15 protein-coding genes and 1 pseudogene are annotated in these 16625 nt (G+C 61.8%); 7 read left to right on the top strand and 9 right to left on the bottom strand.

Going from position 1 to position 16625, the window contains the following annotated elements:
- Positions 1-16 precede the first annotated feature (16 nt).
- A complete protein-coding gene (locus tag AB4Y43_RS00150; RefSeq protein ID WP_368726672.1) occupies positions 17-922 on the bottom strand; it encodes an SDR family NAD(P)-dependent oxidoreductase in 906 nt (301 codons plus the stop codon).
- Positions 923-1076: 154 nt separating this feature from the next.
- Here AB4Y43_RS00150 and AB4Y43_RS00145 point away from each other — a divergent pair, with 154 nt between their 5' ends.
- Complete coding sequence (locus AB4Y43_RS00145; RefSeq protein WP_368726671.1) at positions 1077-2279, top strand: cytochrome P450; 1203 nt, start codon at positions 1077-1079, stop codon at positions 2277-2279.
- Positions 2280-2311: 32 nt separating this feature from the next.
- A complete protein-coding gene (locus AB4Y43_RS00140) occupies positions 2312-2482 on the top strand; it encodes a rubredoxin (RefSeq protein ID WP_069268785.1) in 171 nt (56 codons plus the stop codon).
- A 49-nt stretch (positions 2483-2531) separates the two neighbouring features.
- Here the strand turns inward: AB4Y43_RS00140 and AB4Y43_RS00135 are convergent, their stop codons facing one another.
- The 5 genes from AB4Y43_RS00135 to AB4Y43_RS00115 all read right to left on the bottom strand — a co-directional run bounded on the left by AB4Y43_RS00135 (position 2532) and on the right by AB4Y43_RS00115 (position 8153).
- Entirely contained in the window at positions 2532-3728 is a 1197-nt protein-coding gene (locus tag AB4Y43_RS00135) for an acetyl-CoA C-acetyltransferase (protein ID WP_368726670.1), read from the bottom strand.
- Between the two features lie 50 nt (positions 3729-3778).
- The gene (locus AB4Y43_RS00130) at positions 3779-5071 is read right to left on the bottom strand and encodes an acetyl-CoA hydrolase/transferase family protein (protein ID WP_069268783.1); all 1293 of its coding nucleotides are present in this window, start codon (positions 5069-5071) and stop codon (positions 3779-3781) included.
- 13 nt (positions 5072-5084) lie between these two features.
- Entirely contained in the window at positions 5085-6281 is a 1197-nt protein-coding gene (locus AB4Y43_RS00125; protein WP_368726669.1) for a CaiB/BaiF CoA transferase family protein, read from the bottom strand.
- Entirely contained in the window at positions 6278-7264 is a 987-nt protein-coding gene (locus AB4Y43_RS00120; protein ID WP_069268781.1) for a nitronate monooxygenase family protein, read from the bottom strand. Before AB4Y43_RS00120 ends, AB4Y43_RS00125 begins: the two co-directional genes overlap by 4 nt.
- Positions 7265-7376: 112 nt before the next feature.
- The gene (locus tag AB4Y43_RS00115; protein WP_368687469.1) at positions 7377-8153 is read right to left on the bottom strand and encodes an enoyl-CoA hydratase; all 777 of its coding nucleotides are present in this window, start codon (positions 8151-8153) and stop codon (positions 7377-7379) included.
- Between the two features lie 220 nt (positions 8154-8373).
- Between AB4Y43_RS00115 and AB4Y43_RS00110 the strand changes: the two genes are divergently transcribed.
- Entirely contained in the window at positions 8374-9168 is a 795-nt protein-coding gene (locus AB4Y43_RS00110; protein ID WP_069268779.1) for a crotonase/enoyl-CoA hydratase family protein, read from the top strand.
- A 48-nt stretch (positions 9169-9216) separates the two neighbouring features.
- Positions 9217-10458 carry a CaiB/BaiF CoA-transferase family protein gene (locus tag AB4Y43_RS00105; protein WP_069268778.1) on the top strand — a complete coding sequence of 414 codons (1242 nt, stop codon included), beginning with the start codon at positions 9217-9219 and terminating at the stop codon, positions 10456-10458.
- A gap of 60 nt (positions 10459-10518) precedes the next feature.
- On the opposite strand, the gene AB4Y43_RS00100 is transcribed toward AB4Y43_RS00105, so the two are convergent.
- Entirely contained in the window at positions 10519-10788 is a 270-nt protein-coding gene (locus tag AB4Y43_RS00100) for an NAD(P)(+) transhydrogenase (Re/Si-specific) subunit beta (protein WP_368726668.1), read from the bottom strand.
- Between AB4Y43_RS00100 and AB4Y43_RS00095 the strand changes: the two are divergent.
- Positions 10711-11139, top strand: a pseudogene (locus AB4Y43_RS00095) (NAD(P)(+) transhydrogenase (Re/Si-specific) subunit beta); the annotation flags it as partial. The gene AB4Y43_RS00100 and the pseudogene AB4Y43_RS00095 sit on opposite strands and share 78 nt — an antisense overlap.
- Positions 11140-11788: 649 nt before the next feature.
- On the opposite strand, the gene AB4Y43_RS00090 reads toward AB4Y43_RS00095, so the two are convergent.
- The gene (locus tag AB4Y43_RS00090; RefSeq protein ID WP_368726667.1) at positions 11789-12661 is read right to left on the bottom strand and encodes an SDR family NAD(P)-dependent oxidoreductase; all 873 of its coding nucleotides are present in this window, start codon (positions 12659-12661) and stop codon (positions 11789-11791) included.
- 139 nt (positions 12662-12800) lie between these two features.
- Between AB4Y43_RS00090 and AB4Y43_RS00085 the strand changes: the two genes are divergently transcribed.
- On the top strand, positions 12801-13595 hold the full coding sequence (locus AB4Y43_RS00085) for an IclR family transcriptional regulator (protein WP_368617228.1): 795 nt from the start codon (positions 12801-12803) through the stop codon (positions 13593-13595).
- A gap of 105 nt (positions 13596-13700) precedes the next feature.
- Here the strand turns inward: AB4Y43_RS00085 and AB4Y43_RS00080 are convergent, their stop codons facing one another.
- Positions 13701-15122 carry an MFS transporter gene (locus AB4Y43_RS00080; protein ID WP_368726666.1) on the bottom strand — a complete coding sequence of 474 codons (1422 nt, stop codon included), beginning with the start codon at positions 15120-15122 and terminating at the stop codon, positions 13701-13703.
- A gap of 238 nt (positions 15123-15360) precedes the next feature.
- On the opposite strand from AB4Y43_RS00080, the gene AB4Y43_RS00075 reads away from it, so the two are divergent.
- A complete protein-coding gene (locus AB4Y43_RS00075; protein WP_069268775.1) occupies positions 15361-16557 on the top strand; it encodes an amidohydrolase family protein in 1197 nt (398 codons plus the stop codon).
- Positions 16558-16625 lie beyond the last annotated feature (68 nt).

Raw genomic sequence — 16625 nt, 5'->3', positions numbered from 1 at the left:
CATGGTCCGATTGAATTTACACCGGATCCCACGGCGTCAGCGCCATGGAGGGCACGTTCGGGAAGAAGCTCGATTCGAACGCCGGCATGACCTGCTCGGCAATCGCTTCGGGCGTCCAGCCGCCGTCGCGATGCAGCGAGCGGATCATGCGGATCTGGTTGAAGAAGTAGATTTCGTTGGCGCGCACACCGAAGATCTGCCCCGAAACCTTGATGGCCTGGTCGGAGGCAAGATACACGGCGAGCGGCGCAATCTTGCGCGATTCCATGCGCTTGAGAATCTCGACGCGTGCCTTTTGCTCGGGCGTTTCCGAGGGAATCGAGGCAGTCATCGCAGTCCATGCCCACGGCGCGATGCAGTTAGAGCGCACGTTGAATTTGGCCATGTCGAGCGCGATGGACTTCGACAGACCGACGACACCCATCTTGGCGGCCGAGTAGTTGGCTTGCCCGATATTGCCGATCAGACCCGACGTGGAGGTCATGTGAACGAAGCTGCCGCCGTTTTGGGCCTTGAAGTGCGGAGCCGCAGCACGCGCCACGAAAAACGACCCGTTCAGGTGGACGTCGACCACGGCCTTCCACTCGTCGAGGCTCATGTTGAAGAACATGCGGTCGCGCACGATGCCGGCGTTGTTGACCACACAGTCGATGCGGCCGAACGTGTCCAGCGCGGCCTGCACGATCTTCTGCGCCGAATCCCATTCGGCGACGCTGTCCATCGAGGCAACCGCTTGTCCGCCGGCCTCCTTGATTTCCGCGACAACGCGCTGTGCGGCGAATTCGCCGGTTTCGGCGTTACGACCGAGGTCGTTGACGACGACCTTGGCGCCGTTCGCAGCGAATTGCAGCGCGAAGTCGCGCCCGATGCCGGCACCCGCACCCGTTACCACTACCACCTTGTCCTTGACGAAATCGCTCACTCTTGTCTCCGTTCGATACAGGCGTTGATGTAGAAAAGCTCGCCTCGGTATAATAGCAAAACTGAACGACGTTGCATAATATGAACGCTGACGCATTGACGCGGAGTGTGGCGATTCATCCATTCGAAGACGACGAAATGAAAGGAGACGCAAGATGAATCATACGAAAGGCTGGACCGTACCGGACCATGTTCCGCGAGAACTCGTGGTCGATTTCGACTATATGAACCCGCCTGGCGCGCAAGACGATGTTCATCTGGCATGGAAGTCGCTGCACGCGGGGCCCGACATCGTATGGTCCCCTTACTATGGCGGCCACTGGATCGCCACGCGAGGCGAAGATATCGAGGCGATGCAGAAGGACCATACGCGCTTCTCGCATCAAAGCGTCAACATTCCGCCGCTCAACGAGTCGCGGCTGGTGCCGCTCGAACTCGACCCGCCTGAGCACACTGCGTACCGCAACCTGATCACGCCCGCTTTTCTTCCGCAGGCAATCGCGTCGCTCGAGAGCGACGTGCGCAACCTCGCAATCGAGTTGATCGAAAAGATCGCTCCGCGAGGCGAATGCGAGTTCGTCTCGGAGTTTTCGAAGATCCTGCCGATCGTGATTTTCCTGCGTCTCGCAGACCTTCCGTTGAGCGATCGCGAGCAACTGCTCGAATGGGCGGAGTGGGCCGTACGCGGCAATCTCGACGAACGCATCGAATCCCAGCACCGTCTTGGCGGCTATATCGCCACGTGGGTGGAAAAGCGCAAGGCCCAGGCGGGTGGCGATCTGGTCAGCCTGATCGTCAACGCGCAGATCGATGGCAAGCCGATCAGCCCCGAGCGCATGTTCGGGATGTTTATCGTCGTGCTGTTCGGCGGTCTGGATACCGTCGCCTCGTTGATGGGTTTCATCGGGCGTTTCCTCGCCGAGAATCCGGCGCACCGGCGGCAGCTCATCGAGAATCCGGAACTGATGGTGTCGTCGGTCGACGAATTGATCCGGCGCTTTGGCGTGGCGAATACCGCGCGACTCATCACTCAGGACATGGAATACAAAGGCATCCAGTTCAAAAAGGGTGACCAGATCCAGTTGCCGAACTCTCTGTTCGGCCTCGACGACCGCAAGTTCAGCAACCCGCTTGCCGTCGACCTCACGCGCAAGCCGGTGATGCACGCGGCTTTCGGCAACGGACCGCATCGCTGCCCGGGCTCGTTTCTCGCGCGCACGGAGATCAAGGTGTTCCTGCAGGAATGGCTCAAACGCATTCCCGATTTCCGCATCTGCGAGGGCGACAAGCCACGATGCGGCTCGGGCTCGGTCAACGGCATGCTTTATCTGCCGCTCGCCTGGGACGTAGCGCCCTGACACAACCCCACCTCAACGACTCATAGACGATCATGAAAAAGTGGCAATGCATTTTTTGCGGGTTTTACTACGACGAAGCAGTGGGACTTCCGGCGGAGGGCATCGCGCCCGGTACCCGCTGGGAAGACATCCCGGATGACTGGGCATGCCCCGAGTGCGGCGCGACCAGGGCCGACTTCGTGATGGTCGAGGTGGAGGCCTGAGGGTTAGGGCACGCGCACGGCACCAGGCCGTGCGCTGCGTCGCCCAGTGTCAAACGCGCTCGAAGACGGCGGCGATACCCTGGCCGCCGCCGATGCACATGGTCTCGAGCGCATAACGCCCCTTTCGACGCGTCAGTTCGTGCAGGAGCGTCGTCATGATCCGCACGCCCGTTGCGCCAATCGGGTGGCCGAGCGATATGCCGGAGCCGTTCACGTTGAGCCGGTCGGTATCGTGCCAGTTCCAGCCTTTGAGGACTGCCAGCACCTGGCATGCGAACGCTTCGTTCACTTCGACGAGATCCATCTGATCGAGCGAGAGGCCCGTGCGCGCCATGAGCTTCTGGACCGCAGGCACGGGGCCGATGCCCATGCGTGACGGCTCGCAGCCAGCGGCGGCCCAGCCGGTCAGCCAGGCGATGGGTTCGAGCCCGAGCGCTTCGAGACGGTCTTCCGCGACGACGAGGCAGGCGGCCGCGGCGTCATTCTGCTGGCTGGAGTTGCCGGCGGTCACCGTGCCGCCCGGCATCAAAGCGCGAAGCTTGCCGAGACTTTCCATGCTGGCGTCCGCCCGGAATCCTTCGTCCCTGGAGAAAAGGAGCGGCTCGCCCTTCTTCTGGGGCACGCTGACCGCAACGACTTCCTCGGCCATGCGGCCCGACTCCCACGCCGCCGCCGCGCGCTGGTGGCTGCGTAACGCGAATTCGTCGGCGGCCTCGCGGCTGATGCCATAGTCGGTGGCGAGATTTTCCGCCGTCTCGATCATGCCGGAGATATAGCCGAAGCGAGATTCGGGCTGCGAGCGCTCGCGGCCGCGTGCGAGACGGTCGTGAAACTGAACGGAGCCCGAACGGGCGCCCCAGCGCATGTCCGTGCTGTAGTACTCGATGTTGCTCATGCTTTCCACGCCGCCGGCCAGCACCACGTCGGCGGCGCCAGTCTGCACCATCATCGCTGCGGTGGCGAGCGCCTGCAGGCCGCCGCCGCAGCGGCGGTCCAGTTGCATGCCCGGCACTTCGACGGGCAGGCCCGCCTGCAGCGCGATCCAGCGGCCCACGCAGGGCGTTTCGCTGCTCGCGTACGATTGTGCGAACACGACGTCGTCGATGCGAGCGGGATCGAGTCTCGCTCGCCGGATCGTTTCGTTCGCAACGAGTGCGCCGAGTTCTTCGACGGAGACACCGCGCAGGCTACCGCCAAAGGTGCCGACGGGCGTTCGTACGGGGGACACAATTGCTGCGCGTTTCATGGGACAGTTCCTTGCAGGGTTTCGAGTTTCTGATTCGGGCCCGATGGCAATCAGGCGACGAGCGTCGCACTTCCGGACCGATTGGAAGGCGGGGCGCCGGCCATCTGGTCGAGAGCGCCACGATGGTCCGGATGGGCAATCGCAAGCATGCGCTCGCGCCGTTGCCGCAGCGTCAGTCCGCGCAGATCGGCAACGCCATATTCCGTCACCACGATCCCGGCGTCGCTGCGCGGCGTGCTGACCGGCCCGGTCAACGACGCGACAATGCGGGTGGCGCCCTTGCCAGCCGTGGAGGGCAGTGCGATGACGGGAACGCCGCCACGAGAGCGTCGCGCGCCGCGCAGGAAGTCCAGCGCGCCGCCCACCGCGCCCACGTACACGCCCCCCGCGATTTCGGCGTTGATCTGTCCGCTCAGATCGACTTCGACCGCCGAGTTGATGGCGACGAAGCGATCGATGCTCGCGAGCACATGCGGGTCGTGCGTGTAGCGGGTCGAACGAAACTCGATGGCGTCGTTGCGGTGCGCGAATTCGTGAATGCGGCGGCCGCCCATCATCACGCCGGCGATGGTCTTGCCCATGTCGATGGATTTGCGCGCATTGTTGATCACGCCGGTTTGCATGAGGTCGGCGACTTTGTCTCCGATCGTGCCGGAATGAATGCCGAGGTTTCGACGATCGGAGAGGCACGCAAGGATCGCCTCTGGAATCGCGCCGAGACCGAGTTGAATCGTGGCGCCGTCTTCGATCAAACTTGCCGTGTACCGCGCGATCGCCAGATCCGTCGCGCTTGCTGCGCTGGGCGAACTTTCGGGTAGAGCGCGCGACGTCGGCAGGATGAAGTCGATCTCATCGTCGCGAAGGTAGCGCTCGCCGTACGTCCAGGGCGCCTGCTCATTCACCTCTGCGACGACGACGCGCGCGTGCTTCAGTGCCGGAATCAGATACTCATGCGCAATGGAGAGGCTGTAGCGACCCAGTGAATCGGGCGGCGCCAGCTGAAGCAGCAAGACGTCGATGGGAAACTGGCCCGACTCCATCATCTGCGGAAACTGCGAGTAGTGGCACGGAAGAATATCGAGTGCGCCAGCCTTGGCCAAAGCGCGGTTGGCGCCTGTGCCGCAGTACGACACGAAATCGATGCAGTCAGCGTGCTCTGGCCGGCACGTGTCGAAACGACTAGCGCCCAGAAAAATCCGAAACGCGCCGATGCCGTGCCGTTGCTCCAGCAACTTTCTCGTGAGCGGGAGGGGCTCCGCGTTCGATTGACCCCACGCGACGGTATCTCCGGGACGAACGATGGATGCGAAGTCGACGGAGTCCGCCTCTAGCAGTAAAGGCATGATGTTGTTCGCGTCAGTGCGTAGTTTGAGTCATTGGCGCAACGGCATAGGTGTCGTCGTGCTGCCCACGCACGGCGCCCGACGCGATGACTTCCGCGATCCGCTCTTCGCTGTATCCGATGCTGCGCAGTACGTCTTCCGTATGCTGGCCAAGGCGCGCAACGGCGAGCGGCGGCGCTGCAGGCTCCATGCGGAAATGAATCGGGCTTGCAACGTGTTTGCGTCCGGACGGATCGCTTTGAATCATCGCGCGCTCATGCGCATGCGGATGGTCGAGCGCTTCGGCGAGCGAGAGCACCGGCGCGACGCTGATGTTTCGGCCCTCGAACCAGTCGAGCCATTCATCGAGAGTGCGGGTCAGGAAGGTACGCGTCAGGAATGCGCGCACCCGCGTCTGACCGTCGCCGGCCGGACCGATGGCGTCGCCGACCAGATCCGGGCGGCCGAGTGGCGTAAGCAGGTTAGTGGCAAAACTGCGCTCCCGGCCGCCGAGGCAGAGCCATTTCGAATCGGCGGTCTCATAGCTGCTGAGCAGTGCGAGACCGCTGTCGTCGTCTGGCGTTTCCTGAGATGAAACGTCCGGCGTGTTGAGCAAGCGGCCACTCAGATACGGCTGCGCCGTGAGCGCCGCATCGAAGAGCGAGACGTCGATATAGTCGCCGCGCCCGGTTTCCCGCGCGCGCAGGAGTGCCATCAACACAGCGGACAACGCCGTCAACGAACCGGCGAGCGCCGCGAGCGAGGGCCCCGTGGTAACGGGCCTCCCGCGGCTATCGCGCGGCAGCGTGCCCGCGAGCGCTTGAATCACCGGATCATGGGCGGGCAGTTGAGAGAGCGGGCCATTCTGTCCAAATGCGGTCATCGCGCAATAAACGAGTCGCGGGTTCGTCCGGCTCACCGTGTCGTAGTCGATGCCAAGGCGGGCGGCCACTCCCGGCCGTGACGATTCGATCACCACGTCGGCCTCGTTCATCAGCTTGAGCGCCACCTCGCGTCCGTCGGGATGCTTCAGGTCGAGGGCGATGCTGCGCTTGCCGCGGTTGATTGCGGCGAAGAACGCGCCATCCGTGCCCGGTGCACCGCGTGTGGGGTCGCCGGTGACCGGTTCGATCTTGATGACTTGCGCCCCGTGTTCCGCGAGATTGGCGGCGAGGAACGGACCCGGCATGAACTGTGACAGGTCTACGACGCGAAGACCGGTGAGTTTCATGCGAGAGCGGCTCCGAAGCCGAGCTGGCGTTGCGCGATCGCGGCAGCCTCTTTCACGATGCGTTCGATCAGTTCCGCACAAGTCGGCAGGTCGTGGATGAGACCGGTCACGATCCCGGCGGGGAACGCGCCGCCTTCGACTTCTCCCGTGCCGAATGCGTCCATCCAACGCTTGGCTCCGGTCAGCGCGTAGAGGTCGGCATGCGTCACGTGCCCGCTGCGCTCGAGTTCGAGCGCGGCGAGGCTCACGCTATTCTTGATCACACGGCTTGAATCGCCGAGCGAGCGGCCGACCACCACCGTATCGCGCTCCGTCGCTTCCAGCAGACGTTGCTTGATCGCCGGGTGGACCTGCGATTCTTGCGTGAGCATGAAGCGCGTGCCCATATTGATGCCGTCCGCACCGAGCGCCAGAGCCGCCATCAGACCGCGCCCATCGGCGAAACCACCGGAGGCGAGAATCGGCACCTTCAGCTTGTCGGCGGCGGCGGGAATCAGGATCAGTCCCGGGATATCGTCTTCACCGGGGTGCCCCGCGCATTCGAACCCGTCGATGCTGATGGCGTCTGCGCCGAGCGATTCGGCCTTCACCGCGTGGCGGACCGTGACGCACTTGTGGACGACCTTGACGCCCTGCGCCTTGAATTCGGCGATGTATTTCGCGGGATTGCTACCTGCCGTTTCCACGACCTTGACACCCTGCGAAACGATGGTGCGCACATACGCGTCATAGTCGAGACCGGCATTCGCGCCGAGTACGGTCAGATTCACACCGAACGGCTTGTCCGTGAGCGAACGCACTTTGTCGATTTCACGCGCGAGCGCGTCGGCGCTTGCATGTGTATGCGCGGAGATGAACCCAAGACCGCCCGCGTTACCTACGGCCGCTGCCAGTTCGGCGCGCGCCACCCAGCGCATGCCGCCTTGAATGATGGGGTATTGGATGCCGAGTAATTCAGTAATGCGGTTGACGTAGGGTTTCATCACGTGCCTGTAGTCTGGGGAGGGAGTGTGGGTGCCAGAGGAGGGCGCTGGATGCGCGCGGCCTGGCGTGCTCGGTTAGCCACGGCAGAAGTGGCTCTCGTTTCTCAGCGATTCAACAATCGCGGAACTGCGGCTTGCGTTTTTCGGCGAAGGCCGCCATGCCTTCCTTGCGGTCTTCGGTGGCGAAGGTCGAATAAGCCATGCGCCGCTCGAACAGGATGCCTTCGGCGAGGCTCGATTCGTAAGCACGGTTGACGCACTCTTTCGCCATCGCCACGACCGGTTGCGAGAATCGGGCAATTTCGTCGGCTGTTTTCAGCGCTTCGCCGACGAGCGTATCGACAGGAACGATACGGCTCACGAGCCCGCATCGTTCGGCTTCGACAGCGTCCATCTTGCGGCCGGTGAGAATCATCTCCATCGCCTTCGATTTGCCGAGCACCCGCGTGAGGCGCTGCGTGCCGCCGGCGCCGGGAATGGTTGCGAGCGTGATTTCGGGCAGGGCGAAACGCGCGTTGTCGGCGGCCAGAATGAAGTCGCACATCATGGCCAGCTCGCAGCCTCCGCCCAACGCGAGACCGGCGACGGCGGCGATGACCGGTTTACGGCAACGCGAGGTGCGCTCCCAGTTCGAAGTGATGAACTGGTTCTTGTAGACGTCCATGTACGTCCATTCGCCCATCATCTTGATGTCGGCTCCGGCGGCGAATGCTTTTTCGCTGCCGGTGAGCACGATCGCGCCGATGGCCGGATCGGCCTCGAGGCCGTCGAGTGCGGCCGTCAGCTCGTCCATCAACTGGTTGTTCAGCGCGTTATAGGCATGCGGACGGTTCAGCTTGATCAAGCCGGTCTTGCCGTGAATTTCGACGATGATCGTCTCGTAGGCCATGGTCTTTCCTTGCGGGAATCAGGGTGAACACTTAAGCCAGCATCGGTATCTGCCCGGCCTTGCTTGTATTGGCTGTGGCACCCCGTGCAGACTGCGTCAGGTCGTGCCGCGCGTTGCCAAATTTGTGAACGACGTTTATGATTCTGAATGTGTGACCCGGCTTTGTCAATTGAGCCAATGGTCAGATTCGCTAATGGAAAACACCGCGAGGAGACAGTGCATGACGACTCGTCACGAGGACGGACAGATTCGCGTTGAACAACGCGGGAACCTGCTTTTGATAGGCATCGACCGGCCGGAAAAGCGCAACGGCTTTACCCCGAAGATGTTCAGGGAACTGGCCGCCGCTTACACGCGGCTGGAGAACAGCAGCGATCTGTTCTGCGGTCTGGTCTATGCCGAAGGCGACCACTTTACGGCGGGGCTCGACATGCCGAAGATCGCGCCGCTGCGCCGTGAGGGCAAACCCTTGCTTCCGGAGGGTGAGGTCGATCCGTTCAATTTGCGCGCGCCGCTGCGCACCAAGCCGGTCGTCATCGCTCTCAAGGGAATCTGCTTTACGGTCGCTGTCGAATTGATGCTCGCATCGGAAGTGGCCGTGGCCGCCGATAACTGCCGTTTCTCCCAACTTGAAGTGAAGCGGGGGATCATGGCAGGTTGTGGTGCGACGTTCCGCATGGTCCAGCGTGCCGGCTGGGGCAACGCGATGAAGGTGCTGCTCACCGGCGACGAGTTCACTGCCGAGGAGGCGCGCCGCATGAACTTCGTTCAGGACGTCGTGCCGGCGGGCCAGGAATTCGACCGCGCGCTGGCTATCGCAGAGCGAATCGCCGCGCAGGCGCCGCTCGCCGTGCAGGCCACGATGCAGAACGCGCGTGTTTCACTGGGGCAAGGCTGGCAGGATGCCTACGCGACGATTCAGTCGACGCAGCAGTTTCTCTACAACACGGAAGATGCAAAGGAAGGCGTTCAGTCCTTCATCGAAAAACGTACGGCGAAGTTCGTCGGACGCTGATGCATGGCTTGCGGCGCGGCCGGTATGAATTCAAGGGGACAGTTTGATATGACAAAAGGCGCGTTGACGGGAGTTCGCGTACTCGACCTGAGCCGTATTCTCGCGGGGCCCTGGGGGGCGCAGATGCTGGCGGATCTCGGCGCGGAGGTCATCAAGGTCGAGCGTCCGGGCAAAGGGGACGATTCGCGGCAGTTCGGCCCGCCGTTTCTCATGGATCGGGAGGGCAAGGTTACGCGCGAATCGACGTTCTTTATCAGCGCGAACCGTGGCAAGAAGTCGATCACGTGCGATATTTCGACGCCCGACGGCCAGACGCTGATCCGCTCGCTGGCTGCGCATTGCGACGTGCTGCTCGAGAACTATAAGGTTGGCGACCTGAAACGCTACGGGCTCGACTACGAGAGCCTCAAACTCGTCAATCCTCGCTTGATCTACTGCTCGATAACGGGGTTCGGACAAACCGGGCCGTACAGTCCCCGCCCCGGATATGACTCGATTTTCCAGGCGATGGGCGGTCTGATGAGCGTCACGGGCAACGGCGACGACGTGCCGGGCGGCGGACCGATGAAAACCGGGCCCAGTCTCGCGGACATCCTTTGTGGACAGTACGCGGCGTCCGCGATCATCGCCGCGCTCTATCATCGCGACGCGGCACAAGGCGGCAGTGGGGAGGGGCAGTACATCGACCTGGCGCTGCTGGACGCGATGATCGCCGCCACCTCGCACTATGCGAGCCAGTACCTCGTTTCGGGGCAGGTTCCGGTCCGGCGCGGTACGGAGGGAAACGGCGGCATGCCGTCGCGCATGTTCCGCTGTGCCGATCGCGACATCATGATCGTTGCGGGCAACAACGAACAATACGCGCGGATGTGCCAGGTCCTCGGGCATCCCGAACTCGCCAGCGACCCGCGATTCAGCGAGATTGCACTGCGAGTGAAGAATCGCCGCGCGCTCGGCGAAGTGTTCGAACCGCTGATCGCCGAATGGCAAAGCGATGAACTGCTGGCGGCTCTCGACGCGGCAGGGGTGCCGGCGGGGCCGATCAACAATCTGGAACAAGTGTTCGCCGATCCCCACGTGCAGGCGCGTGCGATGTGTGTTGAAGTCGCGCATCCGCTCACCGACGAGGCGGTCCGTATGGTTGCCAATCCGGTGAAGATGTCGGGCACGCCGATCGATTCGTACGGCGCGCCGCCGATGCTCGGGCAGCACACGGACGCCGTGCTGCACGATGTGCTGGGTATGTCGCAGTCCGATATCGATACCTTGCGCGAAAAGAAGGTAATTTAGAAAGCACGATCTTGCGAAGCGCAGCCCTTCGGGGCTGCGCTCTCTTGCGGACTATCCATATCAATCAGGACAACGAATGTCACTGTCGTTGCGAGACATTCGAGGATGGTTGCGGGGTTGCGCGAACCCTCGGCGGCCAACTGGCTTGTTTCGCATCACGCTTTTGCAATCAGGGGTTCTTTGATGCACATTGGAATACCCGCAGAAACTCGGGCGAACGAAACACGCGTGGCCGCGACGCCGGAGACACGAGCGGTTCATCGCGTGGCACATGACGTACGAGAGGATCGCGCCGGAAGAGCCCACCAGCGACCCCGCGATGATCAGCATGGCGTTGTTCAGCGAGAAGCCGTGAACGTGCTGCTCGCGGAAGCCGAGGTGCCGTACGACATGGTGTTCGAAATGGAGGACATCAACAACGAGTTCGGCCAGACCGACGTGGTGCTGGTGCTCGGCGCGAACGACGTGGTGAACCCGGCGGCGAAGAACGATCCGAAGTCGCCGATCGCGGGCATGCCGATCATCGAGGCGTACAAGGCGCGCACGATCATCGTGAACAAGCGCTCGATGGCGGCGGGCTACGCGGGCCTCGACAACGAACTCTTCTACATGGATAAAACCATGATGGTGTTCGGCGACGCGAAGAAGGTGATCGAGGAGATGGTGAAGGCGGTGGAGTAAGCGGTAGCTAAAGGACGAATCATGACGACTGAGAATAGCAATAGCGGTATCGCAGGCACAACCGAGGTAGAAGTCGGGTATCTCGAAGCGGGCGGGGATGCTTCAAATCATTCGCGCCTGCACCAACGATCGGACGCTGCCCAGCGCGGTGGAAAGTCACCCCGGTGGGCATGGGCGGTCTGCCGCAGCGAATACGACTGGATGGACGTGCACTTGCCGTTCTTCACATCGGAATGGTACTGATTGCTTTCTTGAAAGGCGGCATCGAGATCGCAATTTCCACAGGCCGATTCGGTCTGTCGTGGTGAGCGTCCTCTTCGCCGTCGCCCAAAAATCCGTTCATCGCTTTACGGCTTCGGGTGAGTCTCGACGTCGCGGTGCCCCCGTTGAAAATCGCCTGACACAACGGCGCAAAAAAAACCTTGGCTCGGTGTCCCGCAGCCAAGGTCAAACTCCACACGCTCTCGCGAAGTGTGCCGGAGGAGAAATATGTGACCACTTTCGATCGTTTTGGTAGGCGTCTCGTGCGAACTCGCCGTCGGATCGAGGTATCTCAGTTAATGCAACTGTTAGTTCAATTAAATTCTCTGCGCCGCTGGGAAATGCAACTTCTCGTTTCATATATTGCAACTGTGTTCAAAAAGACGCACTAAAGCATTGACTGTCCGCCGTCCACACTGATAGTCTGCCCGGTTATGAAATTAGCGTCGTCACTACACAGAAATGCAACTGTTCGTCCAATATCGAGCTCAGGATCGCCGAAGCGGCCAAGAGCGATTTCACCGAGATAGCGCGTGCGTTCCTGGGGATTGGCCTCGAGATAGGCTTCAGCGGCTGGCGTGAGCGCTGCCGGGCAAATGACGTTGACGGTGATGCCATAGGCACCCCATTCGCGCGCGGCAACACGTGAAAGTCCACGAATGCCCTCCTTGGTTGCGGCGTACGCGCCGAATCCCTTGAGCCCTTCGATGCCTGTGCGCGAGCCGAAGTTGACGATGGCGCCGCGGCCCTGTGCCTTCATGTGCGGCAATACGGCCTGCATGAAATACAGCGTGCCGTACAAGCCAGACTCGAGTGTGTCGCTCCAGTCGTCGTCGGTAACGGACTCGAGCGGCACACCCGGGGTGCTGCTTTGTGCGTTGTCAATAAGCGCGTCCACGCGTCCGAAACGCTCAATGGCAAGTTCGACCGTGCGCACGGCGTCGGCTCGATTGCGCGTGTTACCAGGCACGACGAGCACTTGCGAGCCGAGGGCACTCAATTCGTCAGCAGCGTGCGTGAGTTTGCTCTCCGTGCGGCCAGTCAGCACCAGACTCGCGCCCTGGGTGGCAAGCGCGCGGGCAATGCCGAGTCCAACGCCTTGCCCGCCTCCGGTCACGATGACGACCTTTTCTGCCAGTTTTTTCGTGTGCATGTGTGATCCAGAAGTGAAGTTTGATGCTGCAGTTCGACGCGCGAGCGTGCCGCGTGGATGGTCCGGAAAGCGTTGCTCCTGCATTGCAATTTTATGAACGCCGTTCAACTATATCTCAACCTGAATGCGGAGGCGCCCTGGCGTATTCCCGAATTCAGGCGGTGCAAAAGTGTGCCAAATTGTGATCGTTGTAAAACTATGTGAATAGTTCCCGTATAATCGATACAGTCAATTCATGGGGAAAATCATGTTGAAAGAGACCTCAGCGCCGGCGGACCGGGATGTCAGCGGGCCGCGCTCGCTGACCCGACTCCTCGGAATTTTCGATGTGCTGGCGAAGTCTCCGGAAGGGATGTCGCTGGCAGAACTGAATGTTGCCCTCGAGTCGCCGAAGAGCAGCCTGCTCAATCTGCTGAGGCCTCTCGTGGCGGAAGGGTATTTGATGCACGACGCAGGCCGCTATCGCCTGGGGCCTTCGATCTTCCGCTTGTCCGCCGGCGTGATGGCCGCGTGGAATTTCTCGAAGATGCTGCGCCCGTTCCTGGTGGATCTCTCGAAGAGCACCAATGAAACCGTTTATATCGGCGTCCTTGATCACGAGCACAAGGAGATCACCTATGTCGATGTGATCGAGAGCGAACAATCCGTGCGCTATTCGATGCACATCGGATTGCGCCGTCCGCTCTATTGCACGGCTGCGGGGCGCGTGCTGCTGGCTCATGCGCCGGAGGCTTTCGTCACCGACTACATGAAGACGGTCAAGTTCGAGCGCCGTACGCCGCAAACCGTCGCGACGAAGAAGGCGCTGCGTGACGAACTCGATCACATCCTCGAAACCGGTTTGTCGGTGAGCCGCGGCGAATTGCTGCCGGACTCCGCGGGTGTGTCGTCACCGATCTTCGGGCCGAACGGTAACGTGATTGCGGCGATGGCGATTGGTGCGCCGCTCGAGCGTTTCGATCGCGAACGCCCGCAACTCGAGCAGAACATGATCAGGGTGGCGCAGCGTGCGTCTGCATTGGGTCAAGCCGAAGATGAGTGACCGGCCAGCGTGCCGAGCATTGAAGCACATGCTTCAATGTTCGGCACGCATGGCGAATTCGAAGAAGCGTCGGACCGGCGTGTAACAGGTCGTTCGCAACGACGATCAACGGGCGTGACGCTTCGGCAGCATGCAAGCGATCAGCAGTCCGGCAATCGAACTGCAGGCGATGTAGACGAACACCGAAACATAGCCACTGTCGGCGGGAAACGACGCACCGTCATGTCCCCCCGTCGCGCCGCGTAACAGCACGAATACCACCTGGGCGCCTACCGCGAAGAAGCACGAGAAGAAGACGTAGAGCATGCCCGTTGCCTCGCCTGTCTGATGCGCAGGCGTCGTTTCCACGATCTGGTTGTACAGCGCCGTGCTCGCGAAGGCGAGCCCGAACGAGCACAGGACCGCGCCTGGAACGAAGATCAGCAGGCTGCGATGAAGCGCGATCAGTGAGGCCCAGGCAAAGGCCAGGATGGCCATGCCGATCAAGGCGGCGCGACGCGCCTTGTAGCGGGCCGCAACGCGGCCGCTCCACGGGCTCGCGACCATCGCGACGATGTTGACGCTGAACATCAGTAATCCGGCTGCTGTTGCACTCAGTCCGAATCCAGCGTGCGTGCCGGCAGGCTGCTGGGCGAGCAGCGAGAAAACCTGTCCCAGTTGCATGGCGCCTGCCGCGAGGAATGCCATGCAGGCATTCGCCAGGACGACCTCGCGCGTCTTCAGCAGACGCACGTTGATGAGCGGATGACGCGCGTTGAGCTGATGCCGCGCCCATAGTCCCAGCACGACCATGCCGCCGACGATCAAACCCCAAAGCCGCGCATCGCCGAGCCCCCACGCGCGGATCTGTTGCACCGCAAAGAGGATCGCGCAAAGTGCTGGAGCGAACGCAAGGCCTCGAAGGTAGTCGATCCGGACGCTGGGATGCTGTGGCGACGGCGGCGTCCACGCGCGTACGGCAGCGACTGCCACGATGCAAAGCGCGACTTTGAACCAAAAGCCGCCTTGCCAGGAATAGTGATCCACGACGACGCCCGCACAAATGTAGACCAGCCCCGCGGATACCATGCCTGCAGCACTGATCAGGCCCACCGCGCCAGGCAGCCTCGCTGGCGGCAGGTTCTCGCGGACCAGGCCGATGGAGAGCGGTGTAATGCCTGCCGCGATCGATTGCATCGCGCACCCGGCGACGAGCATGCCGACATGGGTTGCACAGGCGGCGACGACCGCGCCGGCGGCAGCGACCGACATCACCACGAGCAGGATGCGACGGTAGCCCAGCAGGTCACCGAGCCGCCCGCTCACCGCGGCAAAGACGGCCGAGCCGAGCCAGTATGCGGTAACCGTCCAGCTCACGGAGTTCGAAGCGGGAAAGGCTTTGTAGAGTGTGACCAGCACCGTATAGATAACGGTGATTCCCGACGAGGCGGCCACTGCGGCCAGCAGGATCGCCATCGTGAACCCGCGCGGCGGACCGGCTACGGGTTGTGCTCGGTGTGCCTGCTGCGAGAGGACTTCAACTTGCATGAGCGTCTCCGGTTGTATGTATCGTTTCGAGTATACTCATATGCGAACGATGTTCGTATTGATGTTTTCCGGAGGATGCCATGTGCGAGCTTCGGAAATCGCGAGGGCGCCGATCGATATCAATTCGATATCGACGTTTCTGTGTTCGATATGAGAGTTTTTGGGCTGATGGCTTGAGCCGATACTTCTCTCAAGGGCGCACGTTGAGCAGCGCTCCCCCACAATCAGGAGAGAGTTCATGCAAGCGTACCAAGGGAAGATCTACGACGCGGACACGCACTTCTACGAAGTCGAGGACGCATACAGCCGCCACTTGCCCGAGAAGTTCAAGAAGGACTGGTCGTTCACCAGCCGTGTCACGGCCGACGGCAACCGCTGCATGTATGTCGGCGACCGCAAGGTGGAAATCAGCGAAGGCTACACCTCGGCCGAGGGGCACGTGCCGCCGCCGGGCAAGCTGCATGAATGGCTGCGCGCGATGAAGGACGGCAAGGACAACGTCGACATGCGTGTCGCCCCGACGCCGGACATGTTCAATCGCGACGCCCGCCTGAAGAAGATGGACGAATTCGGCGTGGAAGCCTGCACGATGTACATCGGCGAAATGGTCGCGTGCATTTCGTACCTCAACGAGCCTGCCGCCGCAAATGCCGTGTTGCATGCGTATAACCAGTGGATGCTCGACGACTGGGGCTTCAACTACAAGGACCGGATCTACACGACGCCGGTCGTCACGCTCGACGATCTCGACGCCGCCGTCGCCGAGGCAAAATGGCTGGTCGCGAACGGCGTCCGCGTAATCCTGATGCCGATGGGGCCGTTCAATGGCCGTGCGCCGGCGGACCCGTATTTCGATCCGTTCTGGTCGATCCTCAACGAAGCGGGCGTGCGTGTCACGTTCCACGTGTCGGAAGCGATCTACATGAAGGATCACATGGCGGTGTGGGGCGAGCCGGTGCAGCAGTCGCGCCAGCGTCAAACCGCCTTTGTCTGGATGCACGGTTACGGCGAGCGTCCGGTGATGGAAACGCTGTCGTCGTTCATCTTCTACAATTTCTTCGAGCGTTTCCCGCGCGTCAAGCTGTGCAGCGCGGAAAACGGTGCCGAATGGGTGCCGTCGCTGCTCGTGAAAATGGACAAGTGCCGGGGCATGGCGAAGAATGGTTACTGGCCGTGCGGTCAACTAAAGAAGCGCCCGAGCCAGATCTTCAAGGAAAACGTGTTTGTGGTCGCGTATCCCGAGGACGACATCGGCCAGATCATCGCGCAAACCGGATCGTCGGACTTTCTGTTGATGGGCTCCGACTATCCGCACGCGGAAGGCGTGCCGGAGCCGAAAGACTTCGCTGCGGAAGCGCTCAATGGGCTTGCCGAAGAAGACACGCGCAAGATCATGTACGACAACGGTCGCAGGTTCATTCCGCTGCAGGTGTAATCGAAGTCGCGCGGGGCGCCGGTGCAGCGGGAATCGCATCCGGCGTTTGCGCGGCGGCGCGACCCGTC

Source organism: Paraburkholderia sp. BR10872, from assembly GCF_040965835.1.
GTDB lineage: Bacteria > Pseudomonadota > Gammaproteobacteria > Burkholderiales > Burkholderiaceae > Paraburkholderia > Paraburkholderia nodosa_A.
Note: the sequence above shows the minus strand (reverse complement) of the source record. Positions and strands in the feature narration are given on the sequence as shown.

Coding starts and splice junctions, on each gene's coding strand:
- AB4Y43_RS00145 (WP_368726671.1), top strand. CDS start 1,077: ATGAATCATACGAAAGGCTGGACCGTACCGGACCATGTTCCGCGAGAA.
- AB4Y43_RS00140 (WP_069268785.1), top strand. CDS start 2,312: ATGAAAAAGTGGCAATGCATTTTTTGCGGGTTTTACTACGACGAAGCA.
- AB4Y43_RS00135 (WP_368726670.1), bottom strand. CDS start 3,728: ATGAAACGCGCAGCAATTGTGTCCCCCGTACGAACGCCCGTCGGCACC.
- AB4Y43_RS00130 (WP_069268783.1), bottom strand. CDS start 5,071: ATGCCTTTACTGCTAGAGGCGGACTCCGTCGACTTCGCATCCATCGTT.
- AB4Y43_RS00125 (WP_368726669.1), bottom strand. CDS start 6,281: ATGAAACTCACCGGTCTTCGCGTCGTAGACCTGTCACAGTTCATGCCG.
- AB4Y43_RS00120 (WP_069268781.1), bottom strand. CDS start 7,264: ATGAAACCCTACGTCAACCGCATTACTGAATTACTCGGCATCCAATAC.
- AB4Y43_RS00115 (WP_368687469.1), bottom strand. CDS start 8,153: ATGGCCTACGAGACGATCATCGTCGAAATTCACGGCAAGACCGGCTTG.
- AB4Y43_RS00110 (WP_069268779.1), top strand. CDS start 8,374: ATGACGACTCGTCACGAGGACGGACAGATTCGCGTTGAACAACGCGGG.
- AB4Y43_RS00105 (WP_069268778.1), top strand. CDS start 9,217: ATGACAAAAGGCGCGTTGACGGGAGTTCGCGTACTCGACCTGAGCCGT.
- AB4Y43_RS00100 (WP_368726668.1), bottom strand. CDS start 10,788: ATGCTGATCATCGCGGGGTCGCTGGTGGGCTCTTCCGGCGCGATCCTC.
- AB4Y43_RS00085 (WP_368617228.1), top strand. CDS start 12,801: ATGTTGAAAGAGACCTCAGCGCCGGCGGACCGGGATGTCAGCGGGCCG.
- AB4Y43_RS00080 (WP_368726666.1), bottom strand. CDS start 15,122: ATGCAAGTTGAAGTCCTCTCGCAGCAGGCACACCGAGCACAACCCGTA.
- AB4Y43_RS00075 (WP_069268775.1), top strand. CDS start 15,361: ATGCAAGCGTACCAAGGGAAGATCTACGACGCGGACACGCACTTCTAC.